This is a genomic window from Carnobacterium sp. FSL W8-0810 (assembly GCF_038007125.1).
GTDB lineage: Bacteria > Bacillota > Bacilli > Lactobacillales > Carnobacteriaceae > Carnobacterium_B > Carnobacterium_B inhibens.
Map to the genome: position 1 here is coordinate 451,832 of NZ_JBBOWO010000001.1, position 16,707 is coordinate 468,538.

At 33.5% G+C, this 16,707-nt stretch carries 12 protein-coding genes; all 12 read right to left on the reverse strand.

All coding sequences use genetic code 11. From position 1 onward, the window contains the following. Positions 1–98: 98 nt before the first annotated feature. The 12 genes from NST49_RS02220 to purR all read right to left on the reverse strand — a co-directional run bounded on the left by NST49_RS02220 (position 99) and on the right by purR (position 16,704). Positions 99–1,061 carry an acetylxylan esterase gene (locus tag NST49_RS02220; protein WP_341046799.1) on the reverse strand — a complete coding sequence of 321 codons (963 nt, stop codon included), beginning with the start codon at positions 1,059–1,061 and terminating at the stop codon, positions 99–101. A gap of 27 nt (positions 1,062–1,088) precedes the next feature. Then, entirely contained in the window at positions 1,089–2,051 is a 963-nt protein-coding gene (locus NST49_RS02225; protein ID WP_341046801.1) for a LacI family DNA-binding transcriptional regulator, read from the reverse strand. Positions 2,052–2,100: 49 nt separating this feature from the next. Beyond that, the gene (locus NST49_RS02230; protein ID WP_251166247.1) at positions 2,101–2,703 is read right to left on the reverse strand and encodes a YesL family protein; all 603 of its coding nucleotides are present in this window, start codon (positions 2,701–2,703) and stop codon (positions 2,101–2,103) included. 62 nt (positions 2,704–2,765) lie between these two features. Beyond that, a complete protein-coding gene (locus NST49_RS02235; protein WP_341046803.1) occupies positions 2,766–4,391 on the reverse strand; it encodes a sugar ABC transporter substrate-binding protein in 1,626 nt (541 codons plus the stop codon). Between the two features lie 18 nt (positions 4,392–4,409). Next, a complete protein-coding gene (locus NST49_RS02240; RefSeq protein ID WP_251166261.1) occupies positions 4,410–5,240 on the reverse strand; it encodes a carbohydrate ABC transporter permease in 831 nt (276 codons plus the stop codon). Between the two features lie 75 nt (positions 5,241–5,315). Continuing rightward, positions 5,316–6,278: an ABC transporter permease gene (locus NST49_RS02245; RefSeq protein WP_350452419.1), complete on the reverse strand. Its 963-nt coding sequence runs from the start codon at positions 6,276–6,278 to the stop codon at positions 5,316–5,318. A 161-nt stretch (positions 6,279–6,439) separates the two neighbouring features. Then, positions 6,440–9,793, reverse strand: a complete 3,354-nt coding sequence (locus NST49_RS02250) for a GH36-type glycosyl hydrolase domain-containing protein (protein ID WP_341046804.1) — start codon at positions 9,791–9,793, stop codon at positions 6,440–6,442. Between the two features lie 9 nt (positions 9,794–9,802). Then, a complete protein-coding gene (locus tag NST49_RS02255; protein WP_341046805.1) occupies positions 9,803–11,965 on the reverse strand; it encodes a glycoside hydrolase family 3 N-terminal domain-containing protein in 2,163 nt (720 codons plus the stop codon). Positions 11,966–12,401: 436 nt separating this feature from the next. Next, positions 12,402–12,833: a NusG domain II-containing protein gene (locus NST49_RS02260; protein WP_023176634.1), complete on the reverse strand. Its 432-nt coding sequence runs from the start codon at positions 12,831–12,833 to the stop codon at positions 12,402–12,404. Between the two features lie 186 nt (positions 12,834–13,019). Next, complete coding sequence (locus NST49_RS02265; RefSeq protein ID WP_023176632.1) at positions 13,020–14,009, reverse strand: ribose-phosphate diphosphokinase; 990 nt, start codon at positions 14,007–14,009, stop codon at positions 13,020–13,022. Positions 14,010–14,114: 105 nt separating this feature from the next. Then, a complete protein-coding gene (glmU, locus tag NST49_RS02270) occupies positions 14,115–15,482 on the reverse strand; it encodes a bifunctional UDP-N-acetylglucosamine diphosphorylase/glucosamine-1-phosphate N-acetyltransferase GlmU (RefSeq protein ID WP_341046808.1) in 1,368 nt (455 codons plus the stop codon). A gap of 403 nt (positions 15,483–15,885) precedes the next feature. Continuing rightward, positions 15,886–16,704, reverse strand: a complete 819-nt coding sequence (gene purR / locus NST49_RS02275) for a pur operon repressor (protein ID WP_023176629.1) — start codon at positions 16,702–16,704, stop codon at positions 15,886–15,888. Positions 16,705–16,707 lie beyond the last annotated feature (3 nt).

Here is a 16,707-nt window from a genome sequence, read left to right on the forward strand (position 1 = left end):
TTCTGAACTAATTTCTAATTTATCCTGCTCGATATTCACTATTGAATATGGAGCAGATGGTTTCACATTACATCCCAAAGAGTTTGGATTTAAATAGACTATTTTTTAACATGATACGAGATGCGCTCAAATAAGATATGCATTTTTTTTAGGATATGAGTTTCTCCTCCACCTTCATGACCATTATAAGGATAAATAAAAAGTTCTTTTTGGCTTTTGATTCGATTATATGTTGCAAAATAATTTTTTGCAGGACAAACTTGATCTTTCCCGGCCACAGAAGCTACAACAGGGCATTTAATCCATTCAGCCATGTTCATCGTATCAAAGTAAGTTTGAACGTTCATCACTTGCTCTAAGTCATCTGGGTAGAGCCTTAAATAATCAGCTATCCCAGAAAAGCTGCCTTTTTCTTCTTTAATCCGCTGAAAAACATCCGAACTACTTGGCACATCTGCAAAAGTCATAAAAATTCGTTCCCCCGCTAAAGAAGCAGCTGCCATTGCTAAAGCACCACCTTGACTAATTCCAGATAAAACAATATACCGGTTATCAATATCAGGCAAAGCCTCTGCTACATCTACTGCTCTTAATGCATCTGCAAACAAACGGCGTTGATAATAAATGGTTTGATCTAATAAACCATGCGTAAGTAAATGTGGTAAATAAGGAGCAGGATAAGGATGTGTATCGCTAGTCTGTCCTCCCTGTCCTCTTATATCTAAAACTAATACTGCATACCCCATAGTTACCCAATTTAAATATTGCATAGGCTGTCCAACACAAGACATAAACCCTCGATACTCAATTACACAAGGAATCTTTTGTTTTCGTTGCTTAGGCAAAATATACCAACCTCTTAAAGTCTCATTGAATAAGCTCTGACAACTGATATTATATACTTCTATTTCACTACTTGGATATGCAGATAAATCACATCGAATATTTAATGGAATACCCTTCAGTTCTTGTTTGGTTTGCTCCCAAAACAAATCAAAGTCTACTAATTTAGTTAACTCGGGTGTATAATTTTTTAATTGGTCTTGAAGCTCTTCTATCATCCTTATCTCCTTCTTAGTATGTTAAATTCAAGGTTCAACAGAGGCACCTGGAATTAAAGAAGTATAAATAATTTCATCTTTTACTGATTCTTTATTTAAAAGGTTCACAATTTTATTCGCCGCTATTGCTCCCCATTTATACATAGAATAGTCAATCGTAGCCAATCTTGGGGTAAGGTATTTACTAACCTCAGAATTATCAAAACCAATAATACAAATGTCTTTTCCTATTTTTAAATCAGACTGCTCTAAATAATCATACATTCCAATAGCCATCTCATCATTAAAACAAAAAACGCCTACTGGTTCTTGCCATTCATCGACAATTTTTTTAGCTGCTTCAATTCCGGCTGATTTAGTAAAATCTCCAACTATAATTTCATAATCTACTTCACCAAATCGGTCTAATTCTTCTTTAGCAGTTGCCAAACGTACATCACTATCATAAGTCTTTTCAGGCCCTGTCATCAAATATAATTTTTTCAAATCTTGACGCGACAAATAATCAAGAGCTAGTGTTGCTCCTGCTTTATTATCTAATAAAACATGACAAATATTCTTATGTTCTAGCTCACGATCTAAAACTACGATTTGGTGTCCTCTTTCTGCATACTGCTCTATTTCTTTGTCCAAAAAAGTCACATCAAGAATGATGGCTCCATCAATTAATTTCTCTGGTAAAAACAGATGAGATTTAGCTCCAGAACAAACAATCATATCATATCCGTGTTTCACAAGATTTTTATTAATCCCCTCCAATAAAGAACTATAGAAAGATCCTCCAAAATCAGTTAAATAAATCCCAATAATATTAGTTTTCTGACGCTTCAACGTTCGTCCTGCCATGTTGGGAATATAGTTCATTTCATTTGCAATTGCCAAAATGCGTTCACGTGTAGAAGCTGTTACTTTTGGGCTATCATTCAAGGCATATGAGACTGTAGAAATCGAAACATTTGCCGCTTTAGCGATATCTTTAATTCCTACCACTATTTCCCCTCCTTTCTTAAATTTTTATCTTTACAATCAAAATATAGGTTTATTCAATAAAATCAGAAAATATTTTTTTATAAGTAAAAGCTTGTAAATAAGCCATTGCAGCAAACCCAAAACAACCAACTAATAAAATACTCTTTGGTATAAACAATGGCAACAATATTAAAATAACTAAACCTTCTATAAACATCAGAATAGATTCAGCTACATATTTTAATGAAAAAATCAACGAATTTTTCATTGTCCTTTTTAAGCTATTTTTAAAAACCCCTTGCAGAACTAAGGGATACAATAAATACAACAACATTGTTCCCCCTATTAATAAAAGCAGAACCTTTATAAACAAATGAAGACCGCCAATATAATAGAAAGTTAACATAAAAAGTAAAACGATTAGAATATCAATAAAAAATAAAGCAGTGCTGTCTTTAAAGTTTTCTTTAAAAACTTTAATATACTCTTTTGTAACGGATAAATGAGCATCCGTTATTGAGTTTATACTAACTCTCGTTAAAGCAGTAACTGCCGCACCTATAGTAAAAATTGGAAGACAGCTGATTAAAAATAACATATTTAAAATAAACATGCTCGCAATGCGGTTTAATAATGTAAATAATGGACCATCAATATCAAATAAACCTAGCATTTCGATTCTCTCCTTTTAGAGTGACACAAAAAAAGGGTTTCCCCTTTTTTTGTGTTTAATTCTTATTCTTCTGATAGACTTAATTTTTCTTTATTTGTAGCCATCTTCTCATTTTGAATTTTAACAATATCATCCCAATTATTATCATCCAAGAACTTTTCATAGGCTTCTAAATTACTGTCAAACTCTTTCTCACTTTTAGAACGGATCATACTGATCAATGAAGTATGCCAATTTGTTTTAATAGCATCGTAACTTCTCGCTTCAGCTGTTCCTTGGTCAGGGTTTACATTCTCAACTACATAATGTGGATACAATTTCCCATTACCCCATTCTTGAAGCTGAGTTAATGGTCCTTTTTCATCTGGTACTTTTAATGTATTAGCTCTATCATGATTAAAGAATAAAATCTCACTCAGACGGTATTTTTTACTATATTCTTCTGGTTTTTCTTCTTTTAATTTTGTAATTTCAGGAAGCATTTCAATTAATCCATCTTCATTGTATTCAAACGTTTCGCCTTCAATACCATATTTAGTTAAAATTTGACCTTCATCTGACAACAAGTAGGTGAACAATTGAATTGCTTTAGCAGGATCTGTTGATTCTTTTGTAATGTAGTTAACCATCCATCCTGATAATCCTGTTTGGTTTAGCTTAATTTGGTTTCCTTCGGTACTTTGAGGGCCATCAATTGCAATATATTCAACACCTGGATTATTATTCATAAATGTTTGAAGATGTCCTCCAAATCCACTTACACCATTAACAAATAATGTAGCATAGTTACCAGATTTGATTTTTTCATCAAAAGTTGGACCATCATCTGAAAAACTATCATCACTGATATTGCCGTCACGATAAACTTCATTAATTGTTTTAAGCCATGTTAAGTAATCTTCATCTAAATTACGGTTATAGAATTCTCCATTTTCATCTTCTAGAGGTACTCCAATGAAGTCCTGAAGAACATCTCCCAAAGAACCAACATCATTGCCTACTGGATTAAAGCCAAACGGTTCCAATTCAGGGTATTTGTCTTTAATTTGTTGCATAACATCACGAAATTCTTCAGGTGTTCCTATAGAGGGGTTGCCTAAAGCTTCATAAACATCACTACGAATAATAAAATTCGTATTAACCGGCATAATGCCATCTTCATAATCTTCAGTTGTATTTGAGAAGTTAGGATAACCATAAGTTTTTCCATCTTCTAATTGGAACCAATTCATGGTTTGTTCTTTAGCTACCTCATTAAAGAAAGGATCGTATTTTTCTGCTAGTTCTGTTAAAGGATAAGCCCAAGTATCAGCTTTTTTTGCTGTGGTTGAGGTAGAATCAGTTAAAGTAATGATATCTGGCATATCTCCTCCAGCAAACATTGTATTTAACTTAGTGTCATCCCCTGTAACGATATCTACATCTAAGTTTAAATCTTCTTTAATTTTTGCGGTTGTCATATCTTCGCCAAACTCAAGTTGCAACCAGTCTGCATTAATATACCAAGTCAATTTGTTATCTTCTTTTGTATCTAACTTCCAAGCAGGAGTGGAAGCATCAAGTTCATAACGATCTTCGATTGAAAAATCTTCAGTGGCTTCTTCCTCATTATTTCCACAAGCCCCCAAAGTTAATAGTGATAACGCCAATAATGAAGCACCAAATATTTTTTTCTTTTTTGAGTTCATCCTTATTCTCCTTTTTTTTTATTCTTTAACTGCTCCTACCATCATTCCTGACACAAAATATTTTTGAAGTAATGGATATATGCAAAGAATTGGAATAGTCGTAATGACAATTGTTGAAAGTTGCACACCTCTTGTTGTTGTTTTGACTACAGCATCTGTCACAATGTTCTCCATTCCAGACATTTGTGACTCTACTATAATTTCATAAATTTTCATTTGTAACGGATACAATGCTTTATCTGTGATATACATTTTTGTAGTCATAAAATCATTCCATTGAGCAACACCATTAAATAGAGTAATAGTAGCTAAAGCAGGTTTTGAAAGAGGTAGAAAAATTTTCGTGAAAATCTTCCAGTCACTTGCTCCATCTATTTTAGCTGATTCTTCTAATGAAGCAGGAACATCCCGGAAAAAATTCATTAAAATAATTACATCATAATAACTTAGCAAACTAGGAATAATGTAGACCCAGAAGCTATTTAATAAACCTAACGAGCGAATAAGCAAGTATACGGGAATCATACCACCTCCGAAATACAATGTAATTACTCCCACAGTTGTATAAAACTTTCGACCAATTAATCTTCGTTTGCTTAAACCATAGGCAACCATTGAACAGAATAAAACGTGTGATCCGGCTCCAATTACAGTTTTGGCGATAGAAATAAAGAATGCTCTCCATATAGTCGTATCCCTGAAAACAGCTTGATAATTTTCTAAAGTAAACTCTGATGGCCAGAATGAAAATTTCCCTTCTGCTAAAGCTTGTCCAGAACTAAATGATGAAACAATGACATTCCAAATTGGAATCACGATAATTAACGAGAACGCAATCAATAGGGTCATATTAATAACATTAAATACACGGCCTTCTTTTACTTTTACTCCGGTTTGACTTTTCTTCAATCTATTCGCTCCTTTCTAGAAAATAACAGATTGACCATCATTCATTTTTTTAGTAGCCATATTAGTAATACCAAGTAAAATAATTGATATGACGGATATGCCTAATCCAACTGCTGTTGCATAAGAAAAATCTCCTTGAACAAGACCCATACGATAAACATAAGAGTTAATAACTTCAGATTTAGCTTGGTTTTGAGAATTCATCAAGACTAACGTCTGATCTAAATTAGAGCCTAATAATCCACTAATATTTAAAATCAAGTTTAATGAAATAATAGGAACCAGCATTGGTAAAGTAATATTTTTTATTTGACTAAACTTATTAGCCCCATCAATTCTAGCAGCTTCATAATAAGTTGGATCAATTTTGGCCATTGTGGCTAGATAAAGAATAGTTCCCCAACCTGCTTCTTTCCAGATATCTGAAAAGACAGCAATCAACCAATATTTATCGGCATCTAGTAAATGATTGGCACCTTGCGATAAACCCACCATAGATAAAATCTGATTCATTAAACCTGTTGTTGACATCCAGCTGATCAACATTCCCCCTAAAATGATCCAGGAAAGGAAATGCGGCAAATAAGAAATCGTTTGCACTAGTTTCTTTAATGGTCCTGATTTAACTTCAAATATCATAATCGCTAATATGATAGGTATGAAAAATCCAATAGCCAGTTTTAATAAACTAATCCCCAAAGTGTTGATAACAGATTGTATAAAATATCGATCACTTAAAATAATTCTAAAATTTTCTAATCCCACCCATGGGGCATCTTGCAAAGTGTCGATTACAGTATAGCTTTTAAAAGCTATAACTAACCCATAAATTGGAATATACGTAAAAACAAACATGAATAAAATACCAGGAATAACCATAGCTTGTATTTGCCATTGACTAAAGAAATTCTTCAACTTAGTTTTGAAACTAACCTTCTCTTTTTTCAATTTCTTTTTAGAATTAATTACTGTATGCATTTGTTCTCCTTTCTTATTAGTCATTTGCTTCCTATCTGAGAGTAATACTGCATTAGATTAACCTTCAAATCTTATAACTTCAGTAAAATTTAAAGAATAATCTATTCAATAGAAACGTTTCTACAAAGTAGTATACCTCTATAAGAAAACGTTTTCAAGTTTTATCTTACAATTTTTAAAATATTTTCTTCTTTTAACAAATTGGCTACTATTGTTTCTTTTGAATAACGTATTCCCCCTTGACGATAAGGATTATTCAATGAAACGCCCGAAAGAACCTGTCCGTTTAATTCAGCAAACTCTTTTCCTGTTCCTAATTCAAATTTTACTGTTAAGGGTCTACCTAAATAGGCGTAAGTAAACAGCAATCCGTTTAATTTATCTGGTAAGACTGGATCAATAATTAAATCTTGGTGTTCAATCCTAAATCCAAGCACATTGCTGATTAACTGATTGATGTAAATTCCTGGACCGCTTGAGTAAATTCTCCATCCGCCTTTAACTTTTCTTTCCCCAGTTCTTAGTTCATTAAACTTTTCTCCTGCTTCATATCTCGTAGCAAATTTTCCGTCTGAACTGCTAAAGTAAGCATTACTTTGTCGGATTTCTGCATTTGGAACATTTTCTTGGATAAGAATCGGGTTCACAGTTTGCAGGGCTTTCCAAGCTTCATTTTTTTCACCGATTTTTGCCATCGCTTCAGCGAATCTAATGTGAGCATGAACATATTGCAAACCGATTTCGCGGCCAAAATTAGCTGCTTGTTCTGCACGTTTAAAATACGTACTCACACCACCTGCATAGTTAGCCGGCTGGCTCATAAGATGAACACCGTCTGGCATTTGCAATTCTTTTTGAATTATTTTTAAATGATTATCTTTTTCTGTATTCGTTAATAACTCACTGATCATACTTCTAGACATTGGCAATAAACGATAGTCAATACCTGTTTTAGTATCTTCTGGATGTATAATATATTCTGGCTGATTGTCCTCATGCATTAAAACAAATCCTGGTAAGATTTCTGTTTTAAGCATGTACTTTCGGAAATCCGCTCCAATGTTCTCACTTAATTCATTCATTTCATTAGACCAATCAGCATCTAATGAAACGATACTTTTAGAAAAGCTCTTTAATACTTGATATGTCAACGAAACTGTCCAAGTACTCGCCATATTCTCTTTTAATTTTTGATTATTTGGTTGTAAAGTATCATCCCAATCCCCATCTCCATAACATGAAAGATAAGTTCCCGGTAAAAAATTATCTTTTATATAAGCAATGGCCTTTTTGACATGGTTAATTAACGGCACTTTAGGGCCAATTGACTGAAGTTTTTCTTTAGACATGTAATTTAGTGGTTCATTTAGAATAGCTACGTCACCTGTTTGGGTTAAGTAGTCTCCAATCAGTTTTAGAGGCCATATAATAATATCTCCATGACTTTCATCAGCCATTGTATTTTCATACTTATCAAACATAAACCATTGTGGCCAATTTCCATCTTCCACAAATTGATGACTGAAAAGAATTAAAATAATTTCTCTTACAATATCGTATTTTTGATTTGCTAAGAAAAATTCTGCTGGTCCTTGGCAAACATCTCGCGTTCCCCAAGCAGCTCCACCATATTGTTCAAGACCGTGAGGAACTAGATAATGCACCAACATATTGTGGGTATACCAATAACTAATTATATTTAAGCGGGTAATTTCAAGATTAGAGTCATTTGCTTTAGACAACTGAAACCCGTTCATTAAACTAGACAAATAACTGCGATAGTCTTTTTTTGATTCTATAAACGTTTGTTTTGAAGGCATAACTGTATCACCAATTAAACTAGCAGTAATGCTTAATTCTATATTTGCCGTTTTATCAAAGTGTAATGAAAAAAGCGAAGTTGTATTTTGATTTTTCTGCGCATTTTCGAAAAATTCTGCTTCTTTAAAAACTTTTGCCTGACTGCCGTTGTAATGTAACTGATAAGATAAGTCCGGATATTTTTTTACAATTTCGGAGTTCAAATCAGGTGTAAAACTATAAGTTTGCGTAGCCGGATCGAAATATTGATTGTACCCTGTATTGTATTCTGTATCGTTCATTATTACTTGATTTGTAATTAACCATTCATATTCAATTTCTTTAGTTGAAGTTACTTTCATTTTGATTTCTGTTGTATCTGTTGCTGTATACACTGTTACTATTAACATATCATTATCTAACTTATAAAACCATTTAGCGTAGTTAAAACCTAATTCATAAGCTGAAGGCATGGTTAATAAATGAAATTGTTCTGCACGTTTAATATATATACGTTGTCCTGATGTTTTGAAAAAATTCAATGCATTTCTGGCATTAGTATTAAATTTATTCATAGACGTATTTCCTAAAACAATTTGCGCTTGAAATAAACCATACATATAAGAAGTACTTGTCATTGTTTCTTGATAAATACTGGTATTCGTACCGCTCATCACGATATGTCCATGAGAACGTTCCATTTGGCATTCTTTATCTTGTAAAACGATGTGTTCATTTGTTTCAGTAAAGAAGGATAGCAATTGATTGTCTTTTTTTTCTTCTGCTTGTCTTTTTGGAAAATAATAATCGATGTCTGCTGTAGTAAACTTAGTACCCGTTAGCAAGTCTTGACTAAACAATTTGTTACGGCGTAATACTTCTACAGGGGAAAAGGAAGTTTCCATGTTATTTACAATAGAAGCCGCCTTAGCTAGCTCTTCTTTAAACTCTAACTGTGTTACTGCTTCAGGATGGCTTTCTTTGATTAAGCCATAGAAACTTATCTTTCTCGTTTGATCTAAAATAACTTTTGTTGACTGCAAGCCAATATAAGCAAATTCATATTGGTAGACTTCACTTACTAAATTTTCTTTTTTTAAAGCAGCTGGCTGATTAGTTAATTTATACTCTTTGCCAAAAAATTGATAACCATCAGTCACGTAATGAATGGCTCCTGTTAATGAACCTTGTTCTAGATAAGGATTATTTTCTCCTTGTTTTTGGTTTTGCCTTGAAGCAATTGTGTAATATCCTTTTTCTTCAAATACTTTGTGATCTAAATACTGTGAAGTATAAGCTTCATTAGACTGTAACGCTCCCGTATAAGCCATTCCCACATCTTGACCGTATATTATGTCGACTGTTTGATTGCTGCCATTTAGAGTGATATCCCAAAACCAGGTATTTTCAGTAGCTAGAGTAAATAGAACTTCATAAGATACCCCTTTAACTTGACCTGTATATTTTAATTGTTGCTGATTCACCTTAAGTTGGCTTTGACTAGAAACGCCAATCAGTGGATAAACTTCTGTTACTTCATTTTCCGTAAAAAAGCGCAAATATAAGTTATTCATTGATCCATCAATGGGATTGCTTTTCACTTGATTAATCATTACATCATGATGATAGGCATCAAATAGGTCGCCTGTTGCTAAAAAGCGAAAAGTCGTATTATCTTTTTTTAATTCAATATAGTTATTGTCTTGAATTGTCATGGAATCCTCCTACTTAGTTAAATGAATAAGAATAGTTTGTACTTCCTCACTATTTGGTCCAACCATAATTTCAAATTCACCACTATCTGTTGTTAATGTTAAGTCTGAATGAACATATGCTAAATCATTGCTATCTAATGTAAAGCTAATTTTTTTTGTTTCATTTGGTGCCAAATCTATTTTATGATATCCCTTTAATTCTTTCACTGGTCGAACTACTTGACCAACTATATCGCGAGTATATAATTGTACCGTCTCTTTTGCCGCTCTGTTGCCATTATTTGTCACATCTAGATTAATTTCAATTTTTTCAGACATTCGGTACGTTTCCTTAGTTGAGGCAAGAGTCCCATAAGAACAATTTGAATAACTTAAACCATAACCGAAAGGATAGAGCGGTGTATTAGCCACATCTAAATATTTAGAAACGTATTTATTTTCTAAATCATCATAGTCAATTGGACGCCCTGTATTAAAATGATTATAGTAAATAGGAACTTGTCCTACATTTCTAGGGAATGACATCGTTAAGCGACCACTTGGGTTAACTTTTCCAAATAAAATATCATGTAACGCTTTTGCTCCTTTTGTTCCAGGGAACCAAGCTTCAATAATAGCTTCAAATTGTGGTTCGATTGCAGTTAATTCTAGTGGACGTCCATTAAATAAAACTAGGATCATCGGTTTATTTAATTCAGCTAATGCAGCAATTAAATCAAGCTGAGCTTGCGGCAACTGTAGATTAGTACGGCTTGAGGCTTCTCCGCTCATCATAAAATTTTCACCCAATAAAAGAACTAATTTATCTGCCTTTTGAGCTACATTAATTGCTCCATTTAATTCTTCTTTAGTTAAGTTATTTACATCAGCCATAGGTACATAACTAGCTTCTATTTTCTTGGGTTCTTGTTCAAAAATAGTCTTAATCGTTTCTGTTTCTTTTGGATTACCCTTCCAAGACCAAGTACCTAAAATTTCACCATTATCAACAAAGGGACCTATTAGAGCTAATTTTTCTGTTTCAGAAATTGGCAAAGCTTGTTGATTGTTTTTTAATAAAACAATTGATTCTTTTGCTGCACGTTCAGCAACGTCCTGATGTTCTTGACTAAATACCCAGCGTTCTTCAGCTTCAGCATTTGCTCCACGATAAGGGTTTTCAAATAAACCTAAATCCTCTTTTAATTCTAAAATTCGTAAAACTGCTTCATCAACTAAATCGATGGAAACCAAATCTTCTGCTAATAAATCTTTCAAAAAGTGTTGATAACAAAAAGTCATCATTTCAATGTCAACGCCTGCTTCTAAAGCCAATTTTGCAGCTTCTTTATCATTTCCTGCAACTCCATGAGCAATTACTTCTTTAATTGCAGCCCAATCAGAAATTAAAACTCCGTCAAAACCAAACTCATCACGTAAAATATCACGATTCAGTTTTTTATTAGCAGTAGCTGGAATACTGTCAACTGTATTAAAAGCAGTCATTACTAATTTTGAACCTGCATCAATTGCTGCTTTATAAGATGGAAGATACATATCCCGTAACATTCTTTCAGACATGTCTACCGTATTGTATTCACGTCCACCTTCTGGAGCACCATACGCTGCAAAATGCTTGACACATGCTGCAATTCGATTTAAGTCATTGCGTAAATCTTCTCCTTGGTACCCTTCAACTGCTGCTTTTGCAAATTGGCGATTTAAAAGAGGATCTTCACCAGTCGATTCCATAACTCTTCCCCATCGAGGATCACGAACTAAATCAACCATCGGAGAAAACGTCACATGCAATCCACTTAAAGCAGATTCTTTAGCAGCCACTTCAGCAGTTTCCTTCATTAAAATAGGATCCCATGAGCTAGCTAATCCTAATGGAATTGGAAAAATTGTTCGATATCCATGTATAATATCAGCCATAAATAATAAAGGAATCTTTAATCGGCTACTTTCCAAATAGTCTCTTTGGATTCCAATTAATTCTTCAGCTCCAGATAAGCCTAAAACAGAACCCGCGTTTGCTACCATTTCCGTTGTTAATCCGCTTTCATTTAGTGGTCCTGTAATTTCTGCTTCAGAATCTGTATAAAAATTTCCTGTTAATTGTTGCAATTGTCCAATTTTTTCATCAATTGTCATATTTTTTACTAATGAAACTAATTCTTTTTTATTCAAATGTATCACTCCTCAATAATTTATCGAAACGTTTCGAACCGCTCTCAAAAACATTATAAGCGCTATCATTTTTTTATTCAAGTCTTTTATTTTTTTAGTTTCTTTATGAATGGAAATTTCTATGTTTCTTCAATAACTCTAACTTTAGAAGAAAATAATTTTATTCTCATTTATGTAGGAGAATTATTTACTATATATAGTGATCGCTATTATTTTTATCGAATGATTATTTAATCTTTTAATTTCACTATTTCTTATTTAACGTCAACATAAAAACGGAAGCTAAGACAAAAAATTCTCAGCTTCCTTCTTATATATCTAATTTTTCTTAAATGGATTCTAAAAACAAAATCAGCGCCAACTTATCGAAAAATATTTGCTAGTCTATGTTTTTTAGATCTAGCGATTAACTCTTAGGTATTTTTATCACACATTTTTAGAGTGGAATAATCACATCATCATCTGTTTCTTTTGAAGAATCCGTGGCTTTCACTTCAATAATTAATTTATGCGGCAAACAAATAGCTGTTTCACCAGGTTTACTAATCCAACCCGTCTTCACCGCTATTTGATCTGGACTGTTGTCTTCTTTATTGCGAATTTTTGTCCCATCAACTTCAATAATATTATATTGCCCTTCTGATGGGTAGAAAGTAAACGTCTCATGGGATGTATCTTCTGATAGTTCTATTTCTTTAACCGGTTCTCCATCAATGATAACGACAGCATAAATAGAACTATCTTCATCTATATTTTTAGTAGAATAACCAAAAATAATAAGTGGTATAAAAGATCCTAATAATAATAAAATAACAATAATACCATCAAAAGGACGAACCAATTCTAATTGATTTTTAAATTTTTTCATTGTCTTTTGACTCCATTTCTCCCATTTTTCTACTAGGAAGCTAATGCGTTAAGTATAACAATCTTTGATTTAGACAGCAAGATGATTACTCGTGTCGTTCATCTATTGCAACAAAAAAATGCGATAAGAAAGTTTTCCTTTTTCTTATCACATTTTTTAATTCGCTTGATTGTATAATAAATTAAATTATTTTATTACGTCTGTATATTTTCTTTCAAATAATGGACTAACTGATTTATTTTCATGGATACGCGTAATTGCGTTACCCATTAAATTGCTGACACTTACTTCAACAATTTTATCAATTTTTTTATCTTCCGGAAGGAAAATTGAATCTGTAACAATCAATTGTTTGATTACTGAGTTTTGAATTCTATCGATAGCTGGACCTGATAGAACAGGGTGTGTACAGCAAGCATAAACTTCAGTAGCACCCGCTTCAGAAAGAGCTTGGGCAGCTAAAGTAATAGTTCCTGCAGTATCGATCATATCGTCGATCAAGATACATTTTTTGCCTTCTACGTTGCCAATAATGTTCATAACTTCTGCTACATTTGCTTTAGGACGACGTTTGTCAATAATAGCAATTGGAGCTTTTAGGAACTCCGCTAATTTGCGCGCACGTGTTACGCCACCGTGATCTGGTGAAACAACAACTACATCTTCTTCTTCAGTAACAATTTCTTGAGTTAAGAAATAATTTGCTAAAAGAGGGGCACCTACCAAGTGGTCAACAGGCATATTGAAAAAGCCTTGGATTTGAGCAGCATGTAGGTCTAATGTCAGCATACGATCTGCTCCAGCAGCTGTAATCATATTAGCAACAAGTTTTGCAGTAATGGGTTCTCTAGAACGAGCTTTGCGGTCTTGTCTTGCATAACCATAGTAAGGCATAACAATATTAACTGTTGCTGCACTTGCACGTTTTAAAGCATCGATCATAATCAATAGTTCCATTAAGTTGTCATTTACGGGGCTAGATGTTGATTGGATGATATAAACATGTGCTCCACGAATGCTTTCTTCAATATTGATTCTAATTTCTCCGTCGCTGAATTGATCCACAGATAGTTTTCCTAATTCTACTCCTACCGATTTAGCAATTTTTTCTGCTAATGGTTTATTTGAGTTTAACGCAAAAATCTTTAACTTTGGATCAAAATACTGTTCTGACATAGTGACCTCCACTTTCTTTAATTACAAATTATTTACTTCATATCATATTAATAGTAGTCACTTTTTTACTGAAAATCAAGTATTTCACCAATTTATATTCGATTTTTAATGTGGCAACCGATCAAAATAGTTCGCTTTATTCTCTTGACGAGCTCTTGCAATGGCAAGAGACTCAGTAGGAACATCTTTAGTAATTGTTGATCCAGCAGCAATGTAAACATTCTCTTCTATTTTAAGTGGAGCAACTAAATTGGCGTTACAACCTACAAATACATTGTCCCCAATAGTTGTACGATGTTTATTTTTCCCATCATAATTAACTAAAACAGTCCCGCATCCTACATTAATATTTTTCCCTAAATCAGCATCTCCAATGTATGTTAAATGCCCTACTTTAGTATTTTCATCAATGGTCGCATTTTTGATTTCGACAAAGTTTCCAATATGGACAGAATTTCCCACACTACTGTTTGGACGCAAATGACTATAGGGTCCAATATTGCTGTTGTCAGCCATTTCAGAATCTTCAATAGACGAACTTGTGACGCGAACTTGATTGCCAATTTTACTGTTCGAAATTTCAGAGTTTGCACCAATAAAGCAATCTTCTCCAATGATAGTAGTCCCTTTAAGACTAACTCCTGCTTCAACAAGAGTATCTGAACCAATAATTACTTCACTATCAATGTAAGTTGTAACAGGATCAATAAAGGTAACCCCATTTTGCATATGTGTTGTATTAATACGGTCTCTCATCAATTTTGTAGCTTGAGCTAAAGCTACACGGTCGTTCACACCAAGAGCTTCTTCTTCATTGTCCATTTTATAAGCAGAAACAACATGCTCTTGTTTTTTTAATATTTCAATTACATCAGGTAAATAGTATTCACCTTGTGCGTTATTATTTCCAACTTGTTTAAGAGCTTCGAATAATAACTGATTGTCAAAACAATACGTTCCAGTGTTGATTTCTTGTACTTGTATTTCTTCTGGACTAGCATCTTTTTGTTCAACTATTTTTTCAACATTTCCTAATTCATTACGAATCACTCGCCCATAACCAGTAGGATTTTCAGCATGAGCTGTTAAAATTGTTGCTTTTGCTCCTTGTTCTTGGTGGTTATCAAATAAATGTGCCAATGTTTCAGCTGTTAAAAGCGGAGTATCTCCACAAATAACCAACGTTGTGCCTTCTTTATCTTTTAAAAGTTCTTCAGCTTGGATCACAGCATGTCCTGTTCCTAACTGCTCCGATTGAATCGCATATTCAGAACGAGAACCAAGATAATCTTTTACTTTTTCAGCACCTACTCCAACGATTGTCACGATTTTATCTGCACCTACAGCTTCAACTTGGCTGACTACATGGCCAACCATTGGTTTACCTGCAACTGGATGCAATACTTTATACAATTTTGATTTCATTCTTGAACCTTGTCCTGCTGCTAATATCACTGCATAACGTTGTGGCATTTTATAAACTCCTATCTTTTTCGTCTCTTTTATTTCATTTGGCTTTAAGTAGATTTCACTAATTTTTCCTCTTAAGTACATAGGTTTCCCATTTTATGATAGCTTATACATAGCGAGTTTTCAACCCATAATACTAGTTAATGTTGGATAAAGTGTTTAACTTTTAATTTTATTTAACTAGATAGATTAAAAGATGGAGCTGGAAAATTTCCAACCCCATCTTTTAATTCCTCTATTATTCAAAAATTGTCCCTACCTCTATATCGTAAACTAAACTACTTTTACAATACAAGCTATTATTCTTGTTTACTCAAATTGGTATAATCTGATCCTTTCGGAATTAACCGTATTGGAGATAGGATAATGCTATTAAGTCTAGGGCCTCATTTTTTTGTTTTCATTTTTACTTTGTAAAGTAATTACCTGGTTGTACATGAATCGTTTTTTCACGAATATTCACTTCATCTACACATAGCAATGACGTATAATCATCAACCATTCGATTGCCGCTAAATGTTGATTCTGCAAATACAGTAATTCCTACTAGCTCTGCCTCAAATTCTTCAATCAAGCTCTTCATACCGTTAACGGTACCGCCGCCTTTCATGAAGTCATCTACGATTAACACACGAGATCCTCGTTTTAAGCTGCGTTTAGATAATTCCATTTTTTCAACCCGGTCCGAAGATCCAGAAACATAATTGACGCTTACAGTCGAACCTTCTGTTATTTTAGAATCTCTTCGTACAATAACAAATGGAACATTTAAGTAAGTCGATACTGCTTGAGCAATTGGCACACCTTTTGTGGCTACTGTCATAACAGCATCAATCGGTTGTTCCAAATATTTTGTTGCAATAATTTTTCCTACTTGACGCAATACACTAGGTTGCCCTAATAGATCTGATAAGTATACATATCCACCTGGCAATAACCGATCTGATTCAGATAAACGTTCACACATCTCTTTCGCAAATTCTTCAGCTTCATCTTTCGCGATTTCAGGTATGTAACGAACCCCTCCTGCAGCTCCCGGAACGGTTTCTAATGTTCCAGTCCCACGTTCTCTAAACGTTTTTTTTACAATACTTAAATCTTCACTTATAGAGGATTTAGCAGAATCATAACGATTAGCAAAATAGGTAAGCGGAACTAGAGTATGCGGTCTTTCCAACATATAACGTGTGATATCAATCAAGCGTTCACTTCTTTTTATTTTCATTAT

Bases quoted from the DNA above. Each gene is read 5' to 3' on its own strand.
- NST49_RS02220 (WP_341046799.1), bottom strand. From the start codon at position 1,061: ATGATAGAAGAGCTTCAAGACCAATTAAAAAATTATACACCCGAGTTA.
- NST49_RS02230 (WP_251166247.1), bottom strand. From the start codon at position 2,703: ATGCTAGGTTTATTTGATATTGATGGTCCATTATTTACATTATTAAAC.
- NST49_RS02235 (WP_341046803.1), bottom strand. From the start codon at position 4,391: ATGAACTCAAAAAAGAAAAAAATATTTGGTGCTTCATTATTGGCGTTA.
- NST49_RS02240 (WP_251166261.1), bottom strand. From the start codon at position 5,240: ATGACCCTATTGATTGCGTTCTCGTTAATTATCGTGATTCCAATTTGG.
- NST49_RS02245 (WP_350452419.1), bottom strand. From the start codon at position 6,278: ATGCATACAGTAATTAATTCTAAAAAGAAATTGAAAAAAGAGAAGGTT.
- NST49_RS02250 (WP_341046804.1), bottom strand. From the start codon at position 9,793: ATGACAATTCAAGACAATAACTATATTGAATTAAAAAAAGATAATACG.
- NST49_RS02260 (WP_023176634.1), bottom strand. From the start codon at position 12,833: ATGAAAAAATTTAAAAATCAATTAGAATTGGTTCGTCCTTTTGATGGT.
- NST49_RS02265 (WP_023176632.1), bottom strand. From the start codon at position 14,009: ATGTCAGAACAGTATTTTGATCCAAAGTTAAAGATTTTTGCGTTAAAC.
- glmU (WP_341046808.1), bottom strand. From the start codon at position 15,482: ATGCCACAACGTTATGCAGTGATATTAGCAGCAGGACAAGGTTCAAGA.
- purR (WP_023176629.1), bottom strand. From the start codon at position 16,704: ATGAAAATAAAAAGAAGTGAACGCTTGATTGATATCACACGTTATATG.